Genomic DNA, 19,563 nt, shown 5'->3' with positions numbered 1-19,563 from the left:
CCATGCCTGACACCCTGGATGAGGTGGCGAACGAAACAATCGATGCCTTCCATCGCGGGCGTTTCTTTCTGGTGCAGCCAAGGGATGGCGGGCATCGGGCGGGCATGGATGCCATGCTGCTTGCCTCGCTGGTCGATGCAGATCGTGTGGTCCGGGTGGCCGATCTTGGCGCCGGTGCCGGGGCGGCCGGTCTTGCGGTGGCCGCACGGCTTGCCGCAGCCGAGGTGGTGCTGGTCGAGCGCTCGCCGCAGATGGCAGGCTATGCGCGGCGCACCCTTGCCCTTGAACAAAACGGCCATCTTTCAGGCCGCGCAGCGGTCATCGAGGCGGATGTGACGCTGCGCGGCAAGCTGCGGGTTGAAGCCGGTCTCCTGGACGATCATTTCCACCACGTCATCATGAACCCGCCCTTCAACGACGGCCGCGACCGCAAGACGCCCGATGCGCTGAAGGCCGAGGCCCATGCCATGACCGACGACCTGTTCGAAAGCTGGATCCGCACCGCCGGTGCGATCACGGTGCCGGGCGGGCAGCTTTCGCTCATCGCGCGGCCGCATTCGGTGGGAGATATCCTTGCCGCCTGCGGCAAACGCTTCGGCGGGCTGGAGCTGACGCTCATCCATCCGCGCCCCGGCGAGGATGCAATCCGGCTTTTGGTGACGGCGATCAAGGGCTCGCGCGCCCGCCTCAGGGTTCGCGCGCCGCTTTACATGCATGCCGACGAGGGCCATGCCTTCCAGCCTTTCGTGGATGATCTGAATAACGGGCGCACCGCCTATCGCCGCAAAAGCTCCTGAATGACGCGGAATTTATAAGGCGCAACCATTGCGCCGGCCATTCCGTTGCATACATCTCAGGTCCACGTGACGTGATGAAGCAGGAGATGAAATGGCTGGTGTTTTGAAGCGGTTGGTGCCGAAGCGGTTTCGCAAGGACGAGGGCATCACCATTCCCGTCGTGCGCCTGCATGGCGCCATCATGACGGGCGGCAGCCAGTTTCGCCCCGCCCTCAATCTCGCAACCGTCGCACCCATGCTGGAAAAGGCGTTTTCGCGGAAAGATTCGCCAGCGGTTGCGCTCTCGGTCAACTCGCCGGGCGGTTCGCCGGTGCAGTCGCGCCTCATCTATCAGCGCATCCGGGCACTGGCTGAGGAAAAGAACAAGCGCGTGCTGGTCTTCGTGGAAGATGTGGCCGCCTCCGGCGGTTATATGATCGCCATTGCCGGTGATGAGATCCTCGTTGATCCCACCTCCATCGTCGGCTCCATCGGTGTCGTCTCCGGCGGTTTTGGTTTTCCCGAACTGTTGAAGAAGATCGGCGTCGAGCGCCGCGTTTATACCGCCGGCGAAAACAAGGTGATCCTCGATCCCTTCCAGCCGGAAAAGGAAGGCGATATCGAATATCTGAAGACGCTGCAGCTCGATATCCACAAGGTCTTCATCGACATGGTGAAGGCGCGCCGTGGCGAGCGGCTGGCCGACGAGGAAACGATTTTTTCCGGCCTGTTCTGGACGGGCACCCGCGGTGTCGAACTCGGCCTCGTCGATGGTCTTGGCGAAATGCGCGAGGTGCTGAAGCGCCGTTATGGCAAGAAGACCAAGCTGGAACTGATCGGCGGCGCCCGTGGGCTCCTTGGCCGGCGTCTGCCCGGTGTCCTATCGACGTTTGATGGCGGGCAGGGTGCGCAACTGGCGGCATCTGCCGCATCGGGTCTTGCAGCCACGCTGGAAGAGCGGGCATTGTGGAGCCGTTACGGCCTTTGATTCATCAGGGGCGATAGTAAGGGGCATCTTCCATGGCACAACTTCTGTTCCTCGCCGTCCTTGTCGGCGGGGGCTGGTATCTTTACCGACGCTTCATAACGGATGCCGAAAAGCTGGCCATTCGCCGGCGCGAGCAAGAACGTGAGCGCGAAACGGGGGCAACTGGCACCCTGATCAAGGATGAGAAGACCGGTGAATATCGCGTCAAACGGGATGAGGAATAGGGCGCGACGAGGAAGAGGAATTGAACGCCGCAAGCGATGACCAAGCTTCGCTTGCGGCTTCCTTTTAAAAGCGCGTTGTCAGGTCTGTCAGCCAGGCGGGCGATGCGGAAACCAGCGCCGTCTCAAGCTGCTTGTCGATGCCGGAGAGGATCAGCACACCGATAACAATCAGCACCACTCCGAACAGGAGCTTCAGCCATTTGCCGGCCCCCAGCATACGCTCGCGGCTGCGGTTGAACACATCGCGCGAGAGCGTTCCGAGCAGGAGAAGCGGCAGTGCCGCGCCGATGCCGAAGGCCAGCATCGTGACGACGACCTGACCGAGGTTTTCACCACGTGCCGCCATCAGCGATGCGGCACCCAGCGTGGGGCCGACACAGGGGCTCCACACCGTGCCCAGCAGCAGCCCCACACCGAACTGGCCCTGCCAGCCGCTTTCATCAAAACCGCCGAAGCGCTTTTCCGTCCAGTTTCCGATGGGGCCTGCGGCCAGTGCCACCCGCGCCTGCATGGACGGCATCACCATAACCGCGCCAATGACGATCATGATGACGGCACCCACGGAGCGGAACACGCCGAGATCCAATCCTAGCCCGAAGCCGACCAGCGCCACGAAGAGGCCAACCGCGACAAATGAGACGCCAAGTCCGGCGGCAAGCGCTGCCGGGCCGAAGCGGTGGCGGGTGGCCGCACTCGCCAGCACGATCGGTACCAGCGGGAGCACGCAGGGCGACAGAATGGACAACATGCCGGCAAGGCCGGCAAAGGTGATGCTGGTCAGCATGGCTCAGTTCGCCATGGTTGACTTGAACAATTGTTCGATTGATGCGGGTTTTGTATCGCCCACCGAACGTGCGGTTTCCTGTGCTCCCCGGTAGGCGATGAGGGTGGATTGCATGGAGGCGCCGAGCGCGCGCACGACATCCTTCTGGGCATCGAAATCGACGGTAAAGACGGTCACATCCTTGAAACTGCCGCTGGCCGCCAGCTGGTCGATGATCGGTTTCTGCTTGGCGCAGGTCGGGCACCAGCTGGCCGTGATATCCACTACAACCGGTTGCCCGGCCTTTTGCGCGGTAGCAAAGGCATCCTTCTCAAAGGAGCGGATTTCGGCCGCACCGACAGTGACGACGGAGGTGAGGGTGAGGGCTGCAGCAGCCATCAGGGTGGCAAAGGCAGATGTAAGTCTCATGATGTTCTCCTCGGGTTCTGGCCGGCTGTTTCTGGCAGCCACCTCTCCTTTACGAAGGTGGCAAGAGGTCCGTTACAGGATCACGAAAACGTGGGTTCTCAGCGTTGCAGCAGCTTCGATCTTTCCATGCCCTTTGCGTGTTGCGCGGCGAAGTGCTTGACCCTCCGGCTCCGTCGTGGCACCAGACGGGCCACGTCACAGACCCCCAAGACATTCCGGATAGTCCCATGACCACGCCCCTTGCCCCGCACATGGACCCCAAGCGCTCGTTTCAGGCGCTGATCCTCACGCTCCACGCTTACTGGGCCGACAAGGGCTGCGCGGTGCTGCAGCCCTATGACATGGAAGTGGGCGCCGGCACCTTTCATCCGGCAACGACCCTTCGGGCGCTGGGACCAAAGCCCTGGAAGGCTGCCTATGTGCAGCCGTCGCGCCGTCCCTCCGATGGCCGTTACGGCGAAAACCCGAACCGCTTGCAGCATTATTACCAGTATCAGGTCATCCTGAAGCCGAACCCGTCGAACCTGCAGGAGCTTTACCTCGGCTCGCTCGCGGCCATCGGTCTCGATCCGCTGCTGCATGATGTGCGCTTCGTGGAAGACGACTGGGAAAGCCCGACGCTTGGCGCCTGGGGTCTTGGCTGGGAATGCTGGTGCGACGGCATGGAAGTTTCGCAGTTCACGTATTTCCAGCAGGTCTGCGGCATCGAATGCTCGCCGGTCGCGGGCGAACTGACCTATGGTCTGGAACGTCTGGCCATGTATGTGCAGGGCGTCGACAATGTCTATGATCTCAATTTCAACGGCCGCGAGGGCGAGGAAAAGATTTCCTATGGCGATGTCTTCCTGCAGGCCGAGCAGGAATATTCGCGGCACAATTTCGAATATGCCAATACGGACATGCTGTTGCGCCATTTCGAGGATGCCGAGCGCGAATGCGCGGCTTTGCTGGCCTTTGGTGCCCCCGGCGACAACGCCAACCAGCGCCTGCACAAATGCGTCTTCCCGGCCTATGACCAGTGCATCAAGGCGTCCCACGTGTTCAACCTCTTGGATGCCCGCGGCGTGATTTCCGTGACTGAGCGCCAGAGCTACATTTTGCGCGTGCGCACGCTGGCCAAGGCTTGTGGCGAAGCGTTTCTGCTGACGGATGCCGGCGGTGTGAACATCGAAAAGGCCGTCGCCTGAGACGGTGCTGGCGGCGGCGGATGGTCAGTCCGCCGTCAAAATCCCGAGCGAGGCCAGAAGCGCCTCGTGCTGGTCGCGCGTCACCACGGCTGCGTGAAACGAGGCAAGGCTCGTCATGTCCAGCGCGTCGAAGCTGGCATGCGACAGATCGGCATGGTCGAGCGTCGATCCGGTGAAATCGATATTGTGGAGACTGGAGCCGCGAAAGCTTGCCTGCGACAGATTGCAGCCGGAAAGGCTTGCATCGCGCAGATCACAGCTTTCAAACACGCTTTCGCGAAAATCGGCGGGTGAAAAGGCGGCATATTGCAGCTTGCATTTGCGAAAAGTCACGCCGCCGGCAAGAATCTGCGTGCGGATTTTCCGCTGGGTCTCGAGGTCGAGCCGGATGCCGGCGGCCGAACAATCGCTGAAGGCAGTCAGATAGGCCGTGCTGCCGATCATGGTGTTGAGGCTGAGATTGCTGCGGCGGATCTCTGCCTTGGAGAGATCGCAATAACGCCACTGCGTGCCGATCTCGCCCTCGCAGAACTGGCAGTCCTCGATGATCGTTTCGCGAAAGCTGCAATGATCAAACACGCAGCCGTAAAACCGGCAGGCGCGAAAGGTGGCTTCGTCAAACGTGCAGTTTGAAAAGCGGCAATTGCGAAATTCCGCCTCGGCAATATGGGCCTCCTGCATCTCTTCCCCATCGAAACGGGCGTCGATGATCGGGCCTTTGCCGGCCAGTCTTTCCTGAAGCGGCTGCATGCGGTTCCTCCTGCGGCCGGGCCTTGGGCCTGAGACCGTTTTGCGTCGGCTGTTTTTCTTACAGGTCCGGTTACGGGCTGCACAGCCCCGTTCGGTGGCACCCCCGCGTTGCTGGCTGAACCGGGCCGCTCTCTGCGCACCGATCATGGGTTTTGCGGCCAAATCCTGTTGCCAGCCGGCTCGGTTTGGTGAACAAGCCTTGTCACGACATCAACCACGAGACGGAGTGGAACCGGCCTGCCGAGACGCGGCCCCCATCCGTTTCCGCATGCCATCCGAGACGGACGAGACCGATATGACCCTTGACAAGCTGACCATCGTTCCCCCCGGCCATCCCCTGAACGGGGATGTGGCGCCTCCCGGCTCCAAGTCCATCACCAATCGCGCGCTGCTTCTGGCAGGCCTTGCGCGCGGAACGAGCCGGCTCACCGGGGCGCTCAAAAGCGACGATACCCGCTATATGGCAGAGGCCCTGCGCGCCATGGGCGTGATCGTCGAGGAGCCGGATGCGACGACCTTCGTTGTCACCGGCACAGGACGCCTCACCGCGCCATCCGCGCCGCTTTTCCTCGGCAATGCCGGCACGGCGACGCGCTTTCTGACGGCAGCCGTCGCCTCGGTCGAGGGGACGGTGGTTGTGGATGGCGACGAACATATGCGCAAGCGCCCGATCGGGCCGCTGGTGTCTGCCCTCAACGCGCTGGGCATTGCCGCGGAGGCGCCGACCGGCTGCCCGCCGGTGACGGTCAAGGGTTCTGGCCATTTCGCCTCGGGCCGCGTCGAAATCGATGCGGGCCTCTCCAGCCAGTATGTCTCGGCACTGCTGATGGCCGCGCCGCTTGCGCTGGAAGGCGCCAATGCCCCGGTCACCGTGGCGCTCACCGGCACAGAGATCGGCGCGCGCGGTTATGTGGACCTGACGCTGGATGCCATGCGCGCCTTCGGCGCTCAGGTGGAGCCGCTGGACAGCGCCACCTGGCGGGTAAAGCCGACCGGTTATACGGCCACCGATTTCCACATCGAACCGGACGCGTCGGCCGCCACCTATCTCTGGGGTGCCGAAGTGCTGACCGGCGGCCACATCGACATCGGCACGCCGGCCGACGCCTTCACCCAGCCGGATGCGAAAGCCCATGCGGTCATCGCCTCCTTCCCGCATATGCCGGCCGTCATCGACGGCAGCCAGATGCAGGATGCGATCCCGACCATTGCCGTGCTTGCCGCGTTTAACGAAACGCCGGTGCGTTTTGTCGGCATCGCCAACCTGCGCGTCAAGGAATGCGACCGCATCCGCGCGCTGTCGACCGGCCTCAACGCCATCCGGGAAGGGCTTGCGACCGAGGAAGGCGATGATCTCGTCGTCGCCTCCGATCCCGGGCTTGCCGGCCAGCACCTGCCGGCAAATATCGATACCTTTGCCGATCACCGCATCGCCATGAGCTTTGCGCTGGCCGGGCTGAAGATCGAGGGCATCACCATTCTCGATCCCGACTGCGTGGGCAAAACCTATCCCGGCTACTGGGATGCGCTGGCCTCGCTCGGGGTCGGGCTGGAGCGGGATTGAGGGCGCGGGCGGGCTCACTTTGGTGGTGTCGCACCGGCTCTGGGCGGGCTCATTGATTTTCGCGATTGTGCGAGGGGCTGAATCTTTGCTAGCAGGTGCCCCAAGCTTTTTATGATCCCACCCCGGACCCCGTGTCCGCCCCTCCGGCAACGGAGGGTGAGGAAAGAGACCATGCCTGCTTGCGGGCGAAGGAAATGAACCATGCCTGATCTTCTGCTCGAACTTCGCTCCGAGGAAATTCCTGCCCGCATGCAGCGCAAGGCGGCGGGAGACCTCAAAAAGCTCGTCACCGATGCGCTGGTGGATCAGGGGCTGACCTATGAGGGCGCGCGCGAATACTGGACGCCGCGCCGGCTGACGCTCGATATCCGTGGCCTCAACGCCCGCTCGGCCGATCAGCGCGAAGAAATCAAGGGCCCCTCCACCAAGGCGCCGGAACAGGCCGTGCAAGGGTTTTTGCGCAAGGCCGGCCTCACGGATATTTCTGAGGCGCAGGTCGTCTCCGATCCGAAGAAGGGCGATTTTTATGTGGCGGCGATTTCCAAGCCCGGTCGGCCGGCGGAAGACATCATTGCCGATGTGATGCCCGCCATCGTGCGCACTTTCCCCTGGCCGAAAAGCATGCGCTCGGGTTCGGCCTCCATGCCGAAGGGCATGCGGTTCGGTGGCATCGAGGGCAAGGGGTCGGAAAGCCTGCGCTGGGTGCGCCCGCTGCAATCCATCCTCTGCGTCTTCGGGCCGGAGCATGACGAAACGCAGGTGGTGGATTTTGAGGTAGATGGCATCAAGGCCTCCAACATCACCTATGGCCACCGCTTTCATGCGCCCGATGCCATCAAGGTGCGCCGCTTTGACGATTACGTGTCGAGCCTTGAAAAGGCGAAGGTCATGCTGGATGCCGAGCGCCGCAAGGACGTGATCCTGCATGATGCGCGCGATCTCGCCTTTGCCAGCGGCCTCGATCTCGTCGAAGACGAAGGTCTTCTCGAAGAAGTCTCCGGCCTTGTCGAATGGCCGCATGTGCTGATGGGCTCGTTCGAGGAAGAGTATCTGGCAATCCCCGCCGAGATCATCCGCCTCACCATCAAGACCAACCAGAAATGTTTCGTCACCCGCCGCCAAGGCGGCGAAGGCCTGTCGAACCGCTTTATTCTTATCTCCAATATCGAGGCAAAGGATGGCGGGGCGGAAATCATTCATGGCAATGGCAAGGTCGTGCGCGCGCGCCTGTCGGACGCCAAACATTTCTGGACCCGCGACCAGGGCAACCTGCCGGATCTCGAAACTCTAAAGGCCTCTGCCGAAAAATTTAACCTCGATCTCAAAAAGCCGCTCGACCAGCGCATGGCCAAGCTCGACGCGCTGAACGTGACCTTCCACGCCAAGCTCGGCACGCAAGGGGAGCGCGTGGCGCGCATCCGCTCACTTGCCGCCCAGTTGGCCCCGCTCGTCGGTGCCGATCCGGCGCTCGTGGACCGCGCCGTGGTGCTTGCCAAAGCCGATCTTCGCACCGAAGCGGTTGGCGAGTTTCCCGAACTGCAGGGCCTGATGGGCCGCAAATATGCTCTCCTGCAGGGCGAACCGGCCGAAGTTGCCGCCGCCATCGAGGATCACTACAAGCCGCAGGGTCCGTCCGACCGTCTGCCGGAAGGCGCGGTAGGCCTGACGGTGGCGCTCGCCGACAAGCTGGATACGCTGACCGGCTTCTGGGCGATCGATGAAAAGCCGACGGGCTCCAAGGACCCCTATGCGCTGCGCCGTGCAGCGCTCGGCGTCGTGCGCATCCTCATGGAACGTAAGGTGCGGCTGCGGCTGCTTGCCATCATCAAGGACAGCGATCTCCTCTCCTTCTTCCACGACCGCCTGAAGGTTTATCTCCGCGACATGGGCGCCCGCCACGATCTGATCGATGCCGTGCTGACGCCGGCTGCCGACGATCTGCTGCTGGTGGCCCGTCGGGTCGAGGCACTCACTGCCTTCATCACCTCCGAGGACGGCAAGAACCTGCTTTCCGGCACCAAGCGCGCCACGCAGCTTCTGGCGGCCGAAGAAAAGAAGGGTGCCGTCATTGCCGATGGCGTTTCCGACGAACTTCTGGTGCTGGACGCCGAAAAGGCGCTCTACACCGCCGTGCGCGCCGCCTCCGCCGAAGCGTCCGACGCCATCGTGCAGGAGGATTTCCGGTCCGCCATGCAGGCGCTGTCGAAACTGCGCGGCCCGGTCGATACCTTCTTCGAGGATGTGCTCGTCAACGACGAAAACCCCGAAATCCGCGCCAACCGCCTCGCTTTGCTTTACGCTGTGCGGGAAGCGACCGGCACGGTCGCGGATTTTTCCAAGATCGCGGGATGATGGCTGAAGGCCCTGCTTCGGCGGGGCCTTTGCATCCGCCTTCCGCTTTGGAGGCGATCTGTGTTAAATTGCATCCACAGTTCAATGCTGGACGCTTCTCATGAACAAGCCCTTATCGATCCTCCTCGATAAACCGCTCGACCGCTTTGTCGATGAGCAGGTCGAAAGCGGCCGCTTTTCCTCGCCGCAGCAAGTCGTGGAAGCGGGGCTCCGGCTGCTGGAGGAAGAGCAGGCGAAGCTGGAAGGCTTGCGCGATGCGCTGATCGAGGGCGAGAACAGTGGCCCTTCGGTTCCCTTCGATCCTGAAGACCTGATGGCTTTGACACGGGAGCGATGGAAGGCCCGTGGCTGAGGTCCGGCTTCTTCCCGCGGCGCGAAACGATTTTCTCGACATCGGCGAGCAGACACGGGAGCGCTGGTCTGAAGCCCAGGCAGAGTGCTATCTGAAAGAGATCCTGGAGATGATTGCCGAGATCCGTCGTCATCCGTTCGCGGGTGGCGACGTGTGTTGGGTGCGGCCCGGCTATCGGCGGCGGCGGGCCGGTTCTCACCTGATCTTCTATGTCATCACTGGGGACGATCTGGTCGAAGTGGTCCGTATTCTTCATGAACGATCCGACATCCCGCGCCGATTGGACGTGTAAAACCATGCCCGCCAAAATCCTCGCCAGCGCCTGTCTCCTCGGTCAGCCGGTCCGTTATGACGGTAAAGGAAAGCTGCTGTCCCATGCGGCCCTCACGCGTCTGCAGGAGGAGGGGCGGGTGGTTGCGTTCTGTCCGGAACTGGCAGGCGGCATGAGCGTGCCGCGGCCGCCGGCGGAAATCGAGGCGGGCCTGACAGGCGAGGATGTACTTTTGGGGCGCGCAAGGGTGCTGGAAGTGACCGGCGGTGATGTCACGGCGGCGTTCGTGACAGGCGCGCAGAAGGCGCTGGCGGTCGCACTGGAAAACCACTGTCGCCACGCGCTTCTCATCGATGGCAGCCCGTCCTGCGGTTCGATCTCTATCTATGATGGCGCCTTTGCCGGGCGCCGGCATGCGGGATCGGGGGTTACGGCGGCGCTGTTGCGTCAGAACGGCATTTCTGTTTTTGCCGGGCATGAGATCGACCGGCTGATGGCGGAACTGGACGCCTCTCTCTGAAGCAATGCTTTGAACGCAAAACGCCGGCCACGGGGGCCGGCGCTGTCTGTGTGTGAGAAGCAATTCCAACGTCCGGAATTGCGTCAAGACAAAGCGTGAAGATCAGCTGGCGCGGCGCATCTTCTGGCCCATGCCCTGGAGGTTGCCGGCGGCATCACGCACGTCACCGGTGCGGAAGCTGCGGATGAGGTCCAGAAGGTCGCCGGTGTCATTGGCGAGAACTTCGGCGGAAGCCGTCGTTTCCTCGGCCATGGCGGCGTTCTGCTGGGTGGCGCTGTCCAGCTGGTTCAGCGCTGCCGAGATGGAACGCAGTGTCGTATCCTGCTCCTGGGCGCTGTGCGAGATTTTGCCGACGATGTCGTTGGCGCCCTCGATCTGGTTGGAAATGCGCTTCAGAGCCTCGCCCGCCTGGGCAACAAGCTGCACGCCCTGTTCCACCTGGCCAGACGAGCGGGAAATCTGTGCCTTGATCTCCTTGGCGGCGGCCGCCGAGCGCTGGGCAAGCTCGCGCACTTCCTGCGCAACGACGGCAAAACCCTTGCCGCTTTCGCCCGCACGGGCCGCTTCCACACCGGCATTCAGCGCAAGCAGGTTGGTCTGGAAGGCAATCTCGTCGATCACGCCGATGATCTTGGTGATCTCGGACGAGGATTGCTCGATGCCGCTCATGGCGCCGATGGCCTGTTCCACGATGCTGTCGCTCTGGCGCGCTTCGGTGCTGATCGTTTTGACACGCTGGGCCGCTTCCCGGGCACCGTCTGCCGTCTGGCGCACGGCAACGGTCAGTTCGTCGAGCGCTGCAGATGTTTCCTCAAGATTTGCCGCCTGGCGTTCGGTGCGCTGGGCAAGCTCGCTGGAGGCGCGGCGGATCTCTTCCTTGGAGACGCCGATATCGTTGCCCTTGAGGTTGACGCGGGACATGGCCTGCTCGAGGCGTGACAGCGCCTCGTTGAAGTTCTGGCGCAGGCCTTCGTATTTGGGGCCGATGTCGTCGCAGCGGATGGTGAGGTCGCCATCGGCGAGCTGTTCGAGCGCCTTGCCGATCGTTGCCACCACATGCGCCTGCTGCTCGGCATCGACGCGCTGCGAGGCGATATTGCGCTGGCGCTCGGCATCCAGTTCCTGCTCCTGCGCCTTCTGGCGCTCGGCCAGTGCATGGCGCTCGCGGATCTTCTGCTGAAGCGAAAGGGTGGCCTTGGCCATCATGCCCACTTCATTGCTCATGTCTGTGTGCGGAATGGTCTTTGAGGTATTTTCGTCGGCAACCGCCCCCAGCGCATCGTGAATGGCGTTGAGCGGGCCGGTGATGCCGCGGATGACGAAGAAGGCGCCGGCAATGGCCATCAGGAACAGGGCAGCCGAACCGCCCACGGTCTTGATGATGTTGTTGCGCACTTCCGCCTTCAGGTCGTCGGTGTAAAGGCCGGTGACGACAACGATCTGCCAGGGCTCGAACACCTTGCCATAGGCGGCCTTCGGGTAACTGTAGTCGTTCGGGTCCTTGCCGGGCTTCGGGCCGATGAATTCGACGTAACCGCCGCCGGCGCGACCGAGCTTGACGAGATCGTCGCGATACATATTGCCGGTTGGGTCGCCCTTGCCCTTGTTGCTCTTGCCGACGCTGGGCGAGGAGGGGTGGAACACCAGGACGACGTCATAGTCATAACCGAAGAAATATCCGTCCGGCTGGAACTGCATCTTGTTGATGAGCGCGTAGGCGCGCTTCTGCGCCTCTTCCTTGGTAAATTCGCCGGCTTTGACGCGATCGTTGAAATCGCTCATCACGGAAATCGCCGTTTCCACCTGCGTGCGCAGCATCTCGTAGCGCTCACGGTAGACGGCAGTTGTCGAGGACCGGATCTGAAAGAAGGTGATGGCTGCAAATACCACCATCATGGCGCCCACCAGCAGGAACAGCTGAGTGGATATTTTCATGTTCTTCATTGCTACCACCGCCATTGGGGTTGTCGCCGAAGGTCCATGAACAGGAAGGGCGACAACTTGTTTCGTTATCGCGCTCCTGCGCTTGACGGGCACTATACCGTGCCCCATCTCTCGTTTTAGTATTTAACTATAAATAAAACTCTAATCCTCCGTCATTTGGCAGAGCCTTGCTGTTTCGCTAAGGAAATCGCTCGAACCTGATAGACCCTCTGTTTTATCCGGAAGAAAAATACTTCAGTCAGAGGGAGGGGCGCAGCGCCACGCCGGAAAAGTCCGGCGGTGAGGGAGGTGCGGTCCGGGCGGCCGGTTGCGGCGGCACGGCAGCCGTCGTGCCGGTATCCAGGGGATCGGCGGGCGCTGCCGGATCGGTGCGACCGGAAGGCATGGCGCGCAGTACGATCGCCTGTTCCTCGCGGTCGATCCACACCGGGTTGAGGCTGACAAAGGTGACAGGGGAGCCACCCATCCACGCTTCGGTGCGCAGCAAAGCCGGCTTTCCATGCCGTTCCTGCAGCGTCAGGATCTGCTGGCCGGAGGCAAGGTCTGAGGGCGTTGTGACCGCAAGGTGAGGCTTTTCAGCTGTTTTGCAGGACAGGCAGCCAAGCGTGACGATGCTTGTCGATTGCGCGGCAGGCACTGTCGAAATCGCCTCAAGGGAGGCTGCCGCCGCAGGGGTTGCGGCAAAGGTCATCAACAGCAGCAGGGCAGGGCTTGGCATGGCGCATTTCCTCGATCGCTCGCGGAAGGCTAGCGCCGTTTCCTTTCCAACCGGTCAGGGGACGCGGTTAACACGTCGTAAACTCCGGCGGCGCGGGCTCAGGCGTCCCGGCCGATGGCACGCCAGCCGATATCGCGGCGGCAAAAGCCGTTGTCCCATTCCACGGCATCCACCAGCGCATAGGCCCGCGATTGCGCATCCGCGACCGTGCTGCCAAGGCCTGTGAGGTTGAGCACGCGCCCGCCGGTTGCGACAAGCTTGCCATCCTGCAGCGCCGTGCCCGCATGAAACACCTTTGCGCCATCCGTGTCGTGCGGAAGTGCTGCAATCGGCGTGGCTTTGTCATAAGCGCCGGGATAACCCTTCGATGCCATGACCACGGTCAGGGCTGCCTCGTCATGCCATTCGGCGCTCACCTGATCCAGCGTGCCGGTTGATGCCGCATAAAGGATCGGCAGGAGATCGCTTTTCAGCCGCATCATCAGCACCTGCGTTTCCGGATCGCCGAAGCGTACGTTGTATTCGATGAGTTCGGGGCCTTTTGCGGTAATCATCAGGCCGGCGAAAAACACGCCGGTAAACGGCATGCCGCTGTCGGCCATCCCTGATATCGTCGGCTGGATGATGTCTTTCATGGTGCGTTCCACCATCTCAGGCGTCATCACAGGGGCCGGCGAATAGGCGCCCATGCCGCCGGTGTTCGGTCCGGTGTCGCCATCACCCACGCGCTTGTGGTCCTGCGCGGTGGCCAGCGCCAGTGCCGTCTTGCCATCGGACAGGCAGAAGAAACTTGCCTCTTCGCCATCCAGATAGGCTTCCACCACCACTTCGGCACCGGCTGCGCCAAAGGCGCCGGCAAAGCAGTCGTCGACGGCGAAAAGTGCCTCATCCAGCGTCATGGCAACGGTCACGCCCTTGCCGGCGGCAAGGCCATCGGCCTTTACCACGATGGGCGCACCCTGTTCCCGGATATAGGCCTTTGCCGGTTCTGCCGCGGTAAAGCGCTGATAGGCGCCGGTCGGAATATTGTAACGGGCGCAGATATCCTTGGTGAAACCCTTGGACCCCTCCAGCTGGGCGGCAGCTTTCGAGGGACCAAACACGGCAAAACCGGCGTCGCGCAGATCATCGGCCAGGCCTGCCACCAAAGGCGCTTCCGGGCCGACAACGATGAAGTCGATAACCTTGTCACGGCAGAAGGCGATGACGGCAGCGTGGTCTTCGACGGCAAGCGCCACCAGCTCGGCTTCCTCGGCCATGCCGGGATTGCCGGGGGCGGCATAAAGTTTTGTCAAAAGGGGCGATTGCGCCAGTTTCCAGGCCAGCGCATGCTCGCGGCCACCGGATCCGATCAGAAGAACCTTCACTATCGCCCCCTTAAAAGGTCAAAGAGTAAGCCTGCGCGGTTAAGGCGAGCGGGGGGAAAGGTCAAGGCTTTTGGCCGCCCACACATGGCTTCATCCGGTTGCGAAGCCAGATCCTGTGGAATCGCCCCCGCCGGCGTTGCCTTGCCACGATCTGTCGTTATGGTCGCGCCCGAACAACAAAGAGAAGATGCCCATGGCCGCCGACATCAGATCCATCGCCGCAACCATTGCCCAGGAAATCAACGCACGGCCCGATCAGGCCGTTGCCGCCATCGGGCTTCTGGACGAGGGATCGACGGTGCCGTTCATCGCGCGTTACCGCAAGGAAGTGACGGGCGGGCTGGATGACACGCAGCTGCGCAATCTCGCCGAACGTCTCGTTTACCTGCGAGAGCTGGAAGCGCGCCGCTCGACCATCGTCGATTCGATCGGTTCCCAAGGCAAGATGACCGACGAGCTATCGCTAAAAATTGCCCGCGCCACGACCAAGGCCGAGCTGGAAGACCTGTATCTGCCGTTCAAGCCGAAGCGCCGCACCAAGGCGGAAATCGCCCGCGAACGGGGGCTTCAACCGCTGGCCGATGCGATCTGGGCCAACCGTGCGGCCGATCCGCAGCAGCTGGCAGCCGCTTATGTGACGGCTGACGTTGCGGATGTGAAGGTGGCGCTCGAAGGCGCGCGTGATATCGTTGCCGAAACCATCACCGAAAACGCCGACCTGTTGAAGACGCTGCGCCAGTATCTGCGCGACAATGCGCTGCTGCGCGCCAAGGTGGTCGATGGCAAGCAGGAGGCCGGCGCCAAATTTTCCGATTATTTCGATCATTCCGAACGCTGGTCCGGCACGCCCGGCCACCGGGCGCTGGCCATGCTGCGCGGCTGGAACGAGGAGTTTCTGACGCTCACCATCGAGGTGGACCAGGACGATCCGTCGCCGGTCAAGCCCGTGCAGCGCAAGATCGCCTTCGCCTTCGGCATCGGCGAAAAGGGTCCGGCCGACCGCTGGCTGATGGATGCCGCCGGCTGGACGTGGCGGGTGAAGCTTTCCATGTCGCTGTCGCTCGACCTGATGCGCGAGTTGCGCGAGCGTTCGGAAGAAGAGGCGATCCGCGTTTTTGCCCGCAACCTCAAGGACCTGCTGCTGGCAGCCCCCGCCGGCTCGCGCGCCACGATGGGGCTTGATCCGGGCATCCGCACCGGCGTCAAGGTGGCCGTGGTCGATGGCACCGGCAAGGTGCTGGAAACCTCGACCGTCTATCCGTTCCCGCCGAGAAACGATATTCGCGGCACGCAAGCGGAACTGGCAAGCCTTATCCGCAAGCACAATGTCGATTTGATCTCCATCGGCAATGGCACCGGCAGCCGCGAGACGGAAAAGCTGGTGGCGGACATGCTGACGCAGCTTCCGGCGACCGCCAAGAAGCCGACCAAGGTCATCGTGTCGGAGGCCGGCGCGTCGGTCTATTCGGCCTCGGAACTGGCCGCTCAGGAGTTTCCGAATCTCGACGTCTCCCTGCGCGGTGCCGTCTCGATTGCCCGTCGCCTGCAGGATCCGCTGGCGGAGCTTGTGAAGATCGAGCCGAAATCCATCGGCGTCGGCCAGTATCAGCACGATGTCGACCAGCAAAAGCTGTCACGCTCGCTCGATGCCGTGGTGGAAGATGCGGTGAATGCCGTCGGCGTCGATTTGAACACCGCGTCTTCGCCGCTTCTGGCGCGTGTCGCCGGTCTGTCCCGCGGCATTGCCGATGCCATCGTCTCGCACCGCGACCAGAATGGGCCGTTTGCCAGCCGCAAGGAACTGTTGAAGGTGGCGCGTCTCGGGGCGCGCACGTTCGAGCAATGCGCCGGCTTCTTGCGTATTCCCGATGGCAAGGAACCGCTCGATGCCTCCGCCGTCCACCCGGAAGCCTATGGCGTGGCGAAAAAGATCGTCGCCGCCTGCGGGCGTGATCTGCGCTCGCTGATGGGCGACAGTGCGGCCCTGAAGCAGCTCGATCCGCGCCAGTTCATCGACGACACCTTTGGTCTGCCGACGGTGAAGGATATTTTGGCCGAGCTGGAAAAACCCGGCCGCGACCCGCGCCCGAGCTTCAAGACCGCGACCTTTGCGGACGGGATCGACGAGATCACCGACCTGAAACCCGGCATGACGCTGGAGGGGACCGTCACCAATGTCGCTGCCTTCGGCGCTTTCGTCGATATCGGCGTGCATCAGGACGGGCTCGTCCACGTCTCGCAGCTTGCCGACCGTTTCGTGAAGGATCCGCATGAAGTGGTGAAAGCCGGTGATGTGGTGAAGGTGCGCGTGGTGGAGGTGGACGTGAAGCGCAAACGCATCGCGCTCACCATGCGAAAAGATGGCGGCGAGGCGGAAGCCCCTTCGATGCGCGAGCCGCGCGGTCAGGGTAACCCCATGCGCCACGCCAACGCCAAGCCGGCGAAGGCGGAAACCTCACAACTCGGCGGACTGGGCGCTGCCCTTGCCGAAGCCATGAAGAAACGCTGAGCTGCGGTCACCCGGTCTCTCCTTTCAAGCCCCTGCTTTTAAGCCTCTATAAACTCACCCCGCCAAACCCTGTTTGGCGGGGTGAACGCGTGCGAGGTCGCGTTCAAAAAATTGCGCTTGCCAGCGGAAAAATCCGTACTAGGTTCTTTTTCAGAATAGTAAGGCATCCTTAGTATCTGGAGGTGTCCATGGCCTCGTCCTTGCGTCTTCTGCTTGCAAAAATCATCAAGGTCGGAACGCTTGTCGTACGAGGTCCGGCCGGAGAACAGCAATTTGGCAGCGGTGGCGGGCGAAGGGTCACGCTGCGTTTCACCGATGACAAGGCCGAGGAGGAACTCGCGGCCGATCCTGCATTAAAGCTCGGCGAACTTTACATGGAGGGACGGATGATCGTCGAGGAGGGCGACATCTACGAATTCCTCGCGCTGGTGAAGGACAATACGCTCAGCGAAGGCCTGACATTTGGCATGATCTGGCGCGGCCTCTTTCGCATGGGCGTGTCGCTGTTTCGCAACCGCGTGCCGATCAACCATAACCAGCGCAATGTCGCCCATCATTACGATCTCGACGAGCGGCTGTTTTCGCTGTTTCTCGATGAGGACTGGCAATATTCCTGCGCCTATTTCAATCCGCCGGACCTTTCGCTCGATGCGGCACAGCTGGCGAAAAAGCGCCATATCGCGGCAAAGCTTCTCGTTGAACCCGGACAGCGGGTGCTCGAGATCGGCTCCGGCTGGGGCGGAATGGCGATGTATCTGGCCGAATCTTCAGGCGTCGATGTTACCGGTATCACGCTCAGTCGCGAGCAATTGAAGATCTCGCGCGAGCGGGCTCAAAAGCGTGGTCTCTCGGCTCGCGTCCGTTTCGAGCTGCAGGATTACCGCACCCTGAAGCCGCCGCAGAAATTCGACCGTATCGTTTCCGTCGGCATGTTTGAGCATGTCGGGCGGACAAACTATGCCAATTATTTCCGCAAAGCGCATGAGGTGCTGGCAGATGATGGCGTGATGTTGCTGCATTCCATCGGCCAGCCGAATGTCGCCTATGTCACCAATCCCTTCATCGAAAGATACATCTTTCCCGGTGGTTACATCCCGGCGCTCCGCGAAGTGCTGCCGCAGATCGAGCGGTCCGGCCTTCTGGTCTCCGACATCGAAATCCTGCCAATGCATTACGCCCACACGCTGCGCCACTGGCGGATGCGTTTTCTGGCGCGCAAGTCAGAAGCCGTGGCGCTCTACGACGAGCGGTTTTACCGCATGTGGGAGTTTTATCTCGCCGGCTCCGAAATGGCGTTTACCCACGAAAACTTCTTCATCTTCCAAATCCAGCTGAAGAAGGCCCGCGATGCCGTGCCGCACGACCGCGATTATATCGCGCGGCGGGAGGAGGCGCTAAAGAGGTTCGAGGCGGGACGGGCACCGCTGGAGCCGGTGATTTTTTGATATCAAGCCGGCCGGGTAGAGGGGGAGGGTTATCGTATTTTAACTAAGGCCCTCTCTGCCCTGCCGGGCATCTCCCCCACAAGGGGGGAGATACTGCGCAGTAAGCGCCCGGTTCCTGCACCAGGCGGTGCGGCCGGGTTAAGCCCTCCCCCTCGTGGGGAGGGTTTGGGAGGGGACTTGTCTCATAGGCGGGTATCCAAGCCCGTGGGAGCGATACTCGGCAGGCTAGAGGGGAGTAGGCGTCATATTCCGGCGGCCAATGGGTAAACCGCCGATGCACACGCAGACTGACCCGTCCACAACCACCCCTCCCGTGACAATCCTCCCGATTGCTTTTGGCGGTAAAGCTTTTAGAAGTTTGAGCCATGAGCACGACACACGATAGTTCCGGCCGCGTGGCCGATGCCCCCTCCGATAACTGGGTCTACCGGTTCCTGCCGCGCGCGCTTTGGCCTTATGCGCAGCTTGCCCGATGGGACAGGCCGATCGGCTGGCAGTTATTGATGTGGCCGTGTTTCTGGTCGGCAGCGCTGGCCGCCAATGCCGATGCGGCACCGGATGGCGGGTTTTCGCTGGAGCTGAAGCTTGCGCATCTCTTTCTGTTCTTCGTCGGCTCGATTGCCATGCGCGGCGCCGGCTGCACCTATAACGATCTGGTCGACCACAAAATCGATAGCGAAGTGGCGCGCACGCGCTCGCGTCCGCTGCCCTCGGGGCGCGCCACGCGGCTTCAGGCGAAGATTTTTATTCTGCTGCAGGCGCTGGTCGGGCTCATCGTGCTCCTGCAGTTCAACACCTTCACCATTCTTCTGGGCTTTGCCTCGCTGCTGGTGGTGGTGATCTATCCGTTTGCCAAGCGTTTTACCGACTGGCCGCAGTTCTTTCTCGGTCTTGCGTTTTCCTGGGGTGCGCTGATGGGCTGGGCGGGCGTTTTTGCAAGCCTCTCCTGGGCGCCGATCTGGCTTTATCTCGCCGCCATCGCCTGGACTGTCGGTTATGACACCATCTATGCCCATCAGGACAAGGAGGACGATGCGCTGGTTGGCGTTCGTTCCACCGCGCGCCTGTTTGCCGAAAACACCAAGGCGTGGCTCTCCGGCATTTACGGTCTGGCGCTGGTGTTCCTGCTGTTTGCCTTCATGGCGGCAGATGTCAGTGTTCTCGGTTATATCGGGCTTTTTATCGCCGCCCTGATGTTTGCCTGGCAGATCCTGATCCTCGATATCGACAATCCCGATCACTGCATGCGGCTCTTCAAGTTCAACGGCCGCGTCGGCGGGGTCATTTTCCTAAGCCTTGTCGTATCGTTGGTCAGCCACGGCGGTTAAGTTTTCCGTATCGTTCAAACGAAAGAGCCCGGGCAGGGGTGCCGGGCTCTTTTGCGGGAGGTCTATAGTTCCAAGA

18 protein-coding genes are annotated in these 19,563 nt (G+C 62.0%); 12 read left to right on the top strand and 6 right to left on the bottom strand.

The window, feature by feature from the left end; all coding sequences use genetic code 11:
- The first annotated feature begins 2 nt into the window (after positions 1-2).
- The 3 genes from AC4CWF_RS14470 (at position 3) to AC4CWF_RS14460 (ending at position 1,988) form a co-directional block, all read left to right on the top strand.
- Positions 3-797, top strand: a complete 795-nt coding sequence (locus tag AC4CWF_RS14470) for a tRNA1(Val) (adenine(37)-N6)-methyltransferase (RefSeq protein ID WP_491282345.1) — start codon at positions 3-5, stop codon at positions 795-797.
- Positions 798-888: 91 nt separating this feature from the next.
- A complete protein-coding gene (locus AC4CWF_RS14465; protein WP_491282344.1) occupies positions 889-1,764 on the top strand; it encodes a S49 family peptidase in 876 nt (291 codons plus the stop codon).
- Between the two features lie 32 nt (positions 1,765-1,796).
- Positions 1,797-1,988, top strand: a complete 192-nt coding sequence (locus AC4CWF_RS14460) for a hypothetical protein (RefSeq protein ID WP_491282343.1) — start codon at positions 1,797-1,799, stop codon at positions 1,986-1,988.
- 64 nt (positions 1,989-2,052) lie between these two features.
- On the opposite strand, the gene AC4CWF_RS14455 is transcribed toward AC4CWF_RS14460, so the two are convergent.
- Both AC4CWF_RS14455 and AC4CWF_RS14450 read right to left on the bottom strand, forming a co-directional pair.
- Positions 2,053-2,772, bottom strand: a complete 720-nt coding sequence (locus AC4CWF_RS14455; protein WP_491282342.1) for a cytochrome c biogenesis CcdA family protein — start codon at positions 2,770-2,772, stop codon at positions 2,053-2,055.
- 3 nt (positions 2,773-2,775) lie between these two features.
- On the bottom strand, positions 2,776-3,180 hold the full coding sequence (locus AC4CWF_RS14450) for a thioredoxin family protein (protein ID WP_491282341.1): 405 nt from the start codon (positions 3,178-3,180) through the stop codon (positions 2,776-2,778).
- Positions 3,181-3,431: 251 nt separating this feature from the next.
- Between AC4CWF_RS14450 and AC4CWF_RS14445 the strand changes: the two genes are divergently transcribed.
- Positions 3,432-4,367, top strand: coding sequence for a glycine--tRNA ligase subunit alpha (locus AC4CWF_RS14445; protein WP_491285411.1), 936 nt, complete (start codon positions 3,432-3,434; stop codon positions 4,365-4,367).
- Positions 4,368-4,391: 24 nt separating this feature from the next.
- On the opposite strand, the gene AC4CWF_RS14440 is transcribed toward AC4CWF_RS14445, so the two are convergent.
- Positions 4,392-5,117 (bottom strand): pentapeptide repeat-containing protein, encoded by a 726-nt coding sequence (locus AC4CWF_RS14440; protein ID WP_491282340.1) that lies wholly within the window; start codon positions 5,115-5,117, stop codon positions 4,392-4,394.
- Positions 5,118-5,412: 295 nt separating this feature from the next.
- Here AC4CWF_RS14440 and AC4CWF_RS14435 point away from each other — a divergent pair, with 295 nt between their 5' ends.
- From AC4CWF_RS14435 to AC4CWF_RS14415, 5 genes are all read left to right on the top strand, one after another.
- Positions 5,413-6,681: a 3-phosphoshikimate 1-carboxyvinyltransferase gene (locus AC4CWF_RS14435; RefSeq protein WP_491282339.1), complete on the top strand. Its 1,269-nt coding sequence runs from the start codon at positions 5,413-5,415 to the stop codon at positions 6,679-6,681.
- Positions 6,682-6,882: 201 nt separating this feature from the next.
- Positions 6,883-9,033: a glycine--tRNA ligase subunit beta gene (gene glyS, locus AC4CWF_RS14430; RefSeq protein ID WP_491282338.1), complete on the top strand. Its 2,151-nt coding sequence runs from the start codon at positions 6,883-6,885 to the stop codon at positions 9,031-9,033.
- Between the two features lie 100 nt (positions 9,034-9,133).
- Positions 9,134-9,385, top strand: coding sequence for a type II toxin-antitoxin system ParD family antitoxin (locus AC4CWF_RS14425; RefSeq protein ID WP_491282337.1), 252 nt, complete (start codon positions 9,134-9,136; stop codon positions 9,383-9,385).
- A complete protein-coding gene (locus AC4CWF_RS14420) occupies positions 9,378-9,677 on the top strand; it encodes a type II toxin-antitoxin system RelE/ParE family toxin (protein WP_491282336.1) in 300 nt (99 codons plus the stop codon). Before AC4CWF_RS14425 ends, AC4CWF_RS14420 begins: the two co-directional genes overlap by 8 nt.
- A 4-nt stretch (positions 9,678-9,681) precedes the next feature.
- Positions 9,682-10,176, top strand: a complete 495-nt coding sequence (locus AC4CWF_RS14415; RefSeq protein ID WP_491282335.1) for a 2-thiouracil desulfurase family protein — start codon at positions 9,682-9,684, stop codon at positions 10,174-10,176.
- A gap of 102 nt (positions 10,177-10,278) precedes the next feature.
- Here the strand turns inward: AC4CWF_RS14415 and AC4CWF_RS14410 are convergent, their stop codons facing one another.
- From AC4CWF_RS14410 to purD, 3 genes are all read right to left on the bottom strand, one after another.
- Complete coding sequence (locus tag AC4CWF_RS14410; protein ID WP_491282334.1) at positions 10,279-12,120, bottom strand: methyl-accepting chemotaxis protein; 1,842 nt, start codon at positions 12,118-12,120, stop codon at positions 10,279-10,281.
- 238 nt (positions 12,121-12,358) lie between these two features.
- On the bottom strand, positions 12,359-12,838 hold the full coding sequence (locus AC4CWF_RS14405; protein ID WP_491282333.1) for a plant virulence effector HPE1-like domain-containing protein: 480 nt from the start codon (positions 12,836-12,838) through the stop codon (positions 12,359-12,361).
- A gap of 98 nt (positions 12,839-12,936) precedes the next feature.
- A complete protein-coding gene (gene purD / locus AC4CWF_RS14400; RefSeq protein ID WP_491282332.1) occupies positions 12,937-14,205 on the bottom strand; it encodes a phosphoribosylamine--glycine ligase in 1,269 nt (422 codons plus the stop codon).
- Between the two features lie 193 nt (positions 14,206-14,398).
- Between purD and AC4CWF_RS14395 the strand changes: the two genes are divergently transcribed.
- The 3 genes from AC4CWF_RS14395 (at position 14,399) to ubiA (ending at position 19,487) form a co-directional block, all read left to right on the top strand.
- Positions 14,399-16,714, top strand: a complete 2,316-nt coding sequence (locus AC4CWF_RS14395; protein ID WP_491282331.1) for a Tex family protein — start codon at positions 14,399-14,401, stop codon at positions 16,712-16,714.
- 188 nt (positions 16,715-16,902) lie between these two features.
- Positions 16,903-18,159 (top strand): cyclopropane fatty acid synthase, encoded by a 1,257-nt coding sequence (locus tag AC4CWF_RS14390; protein WP_491282329.1) that lies wholly within the window; start codon positions 16,903-16,905, stop codon positions 18,157-18,159.
- Positions 18,160-18,524: 365 nt separating this feature from the next.
- Positions 18,525-19,487: a 4-hydroxybenzoate octaprenyltransferase gene (gene ubiA, locus AC4CWF_RS14385; RefSeq protein ID WP_491282327.1), complete on the top strand. Its 963-nt coding sequence runs from the start codon at positions 18,525-18,527 to the stop codon at positions 19,485-19,487.
- Positions 19,488-19,563 lie beyond the last annotated feature (76 nt).

The organism is Neorhizobium sp. PAMB6630 (assembly GCF_058242775.1).
Note: the sequence above shows the minus strand (reverse complement) of the source record. Positions and strands in the feature narration are given on the sequence as shown.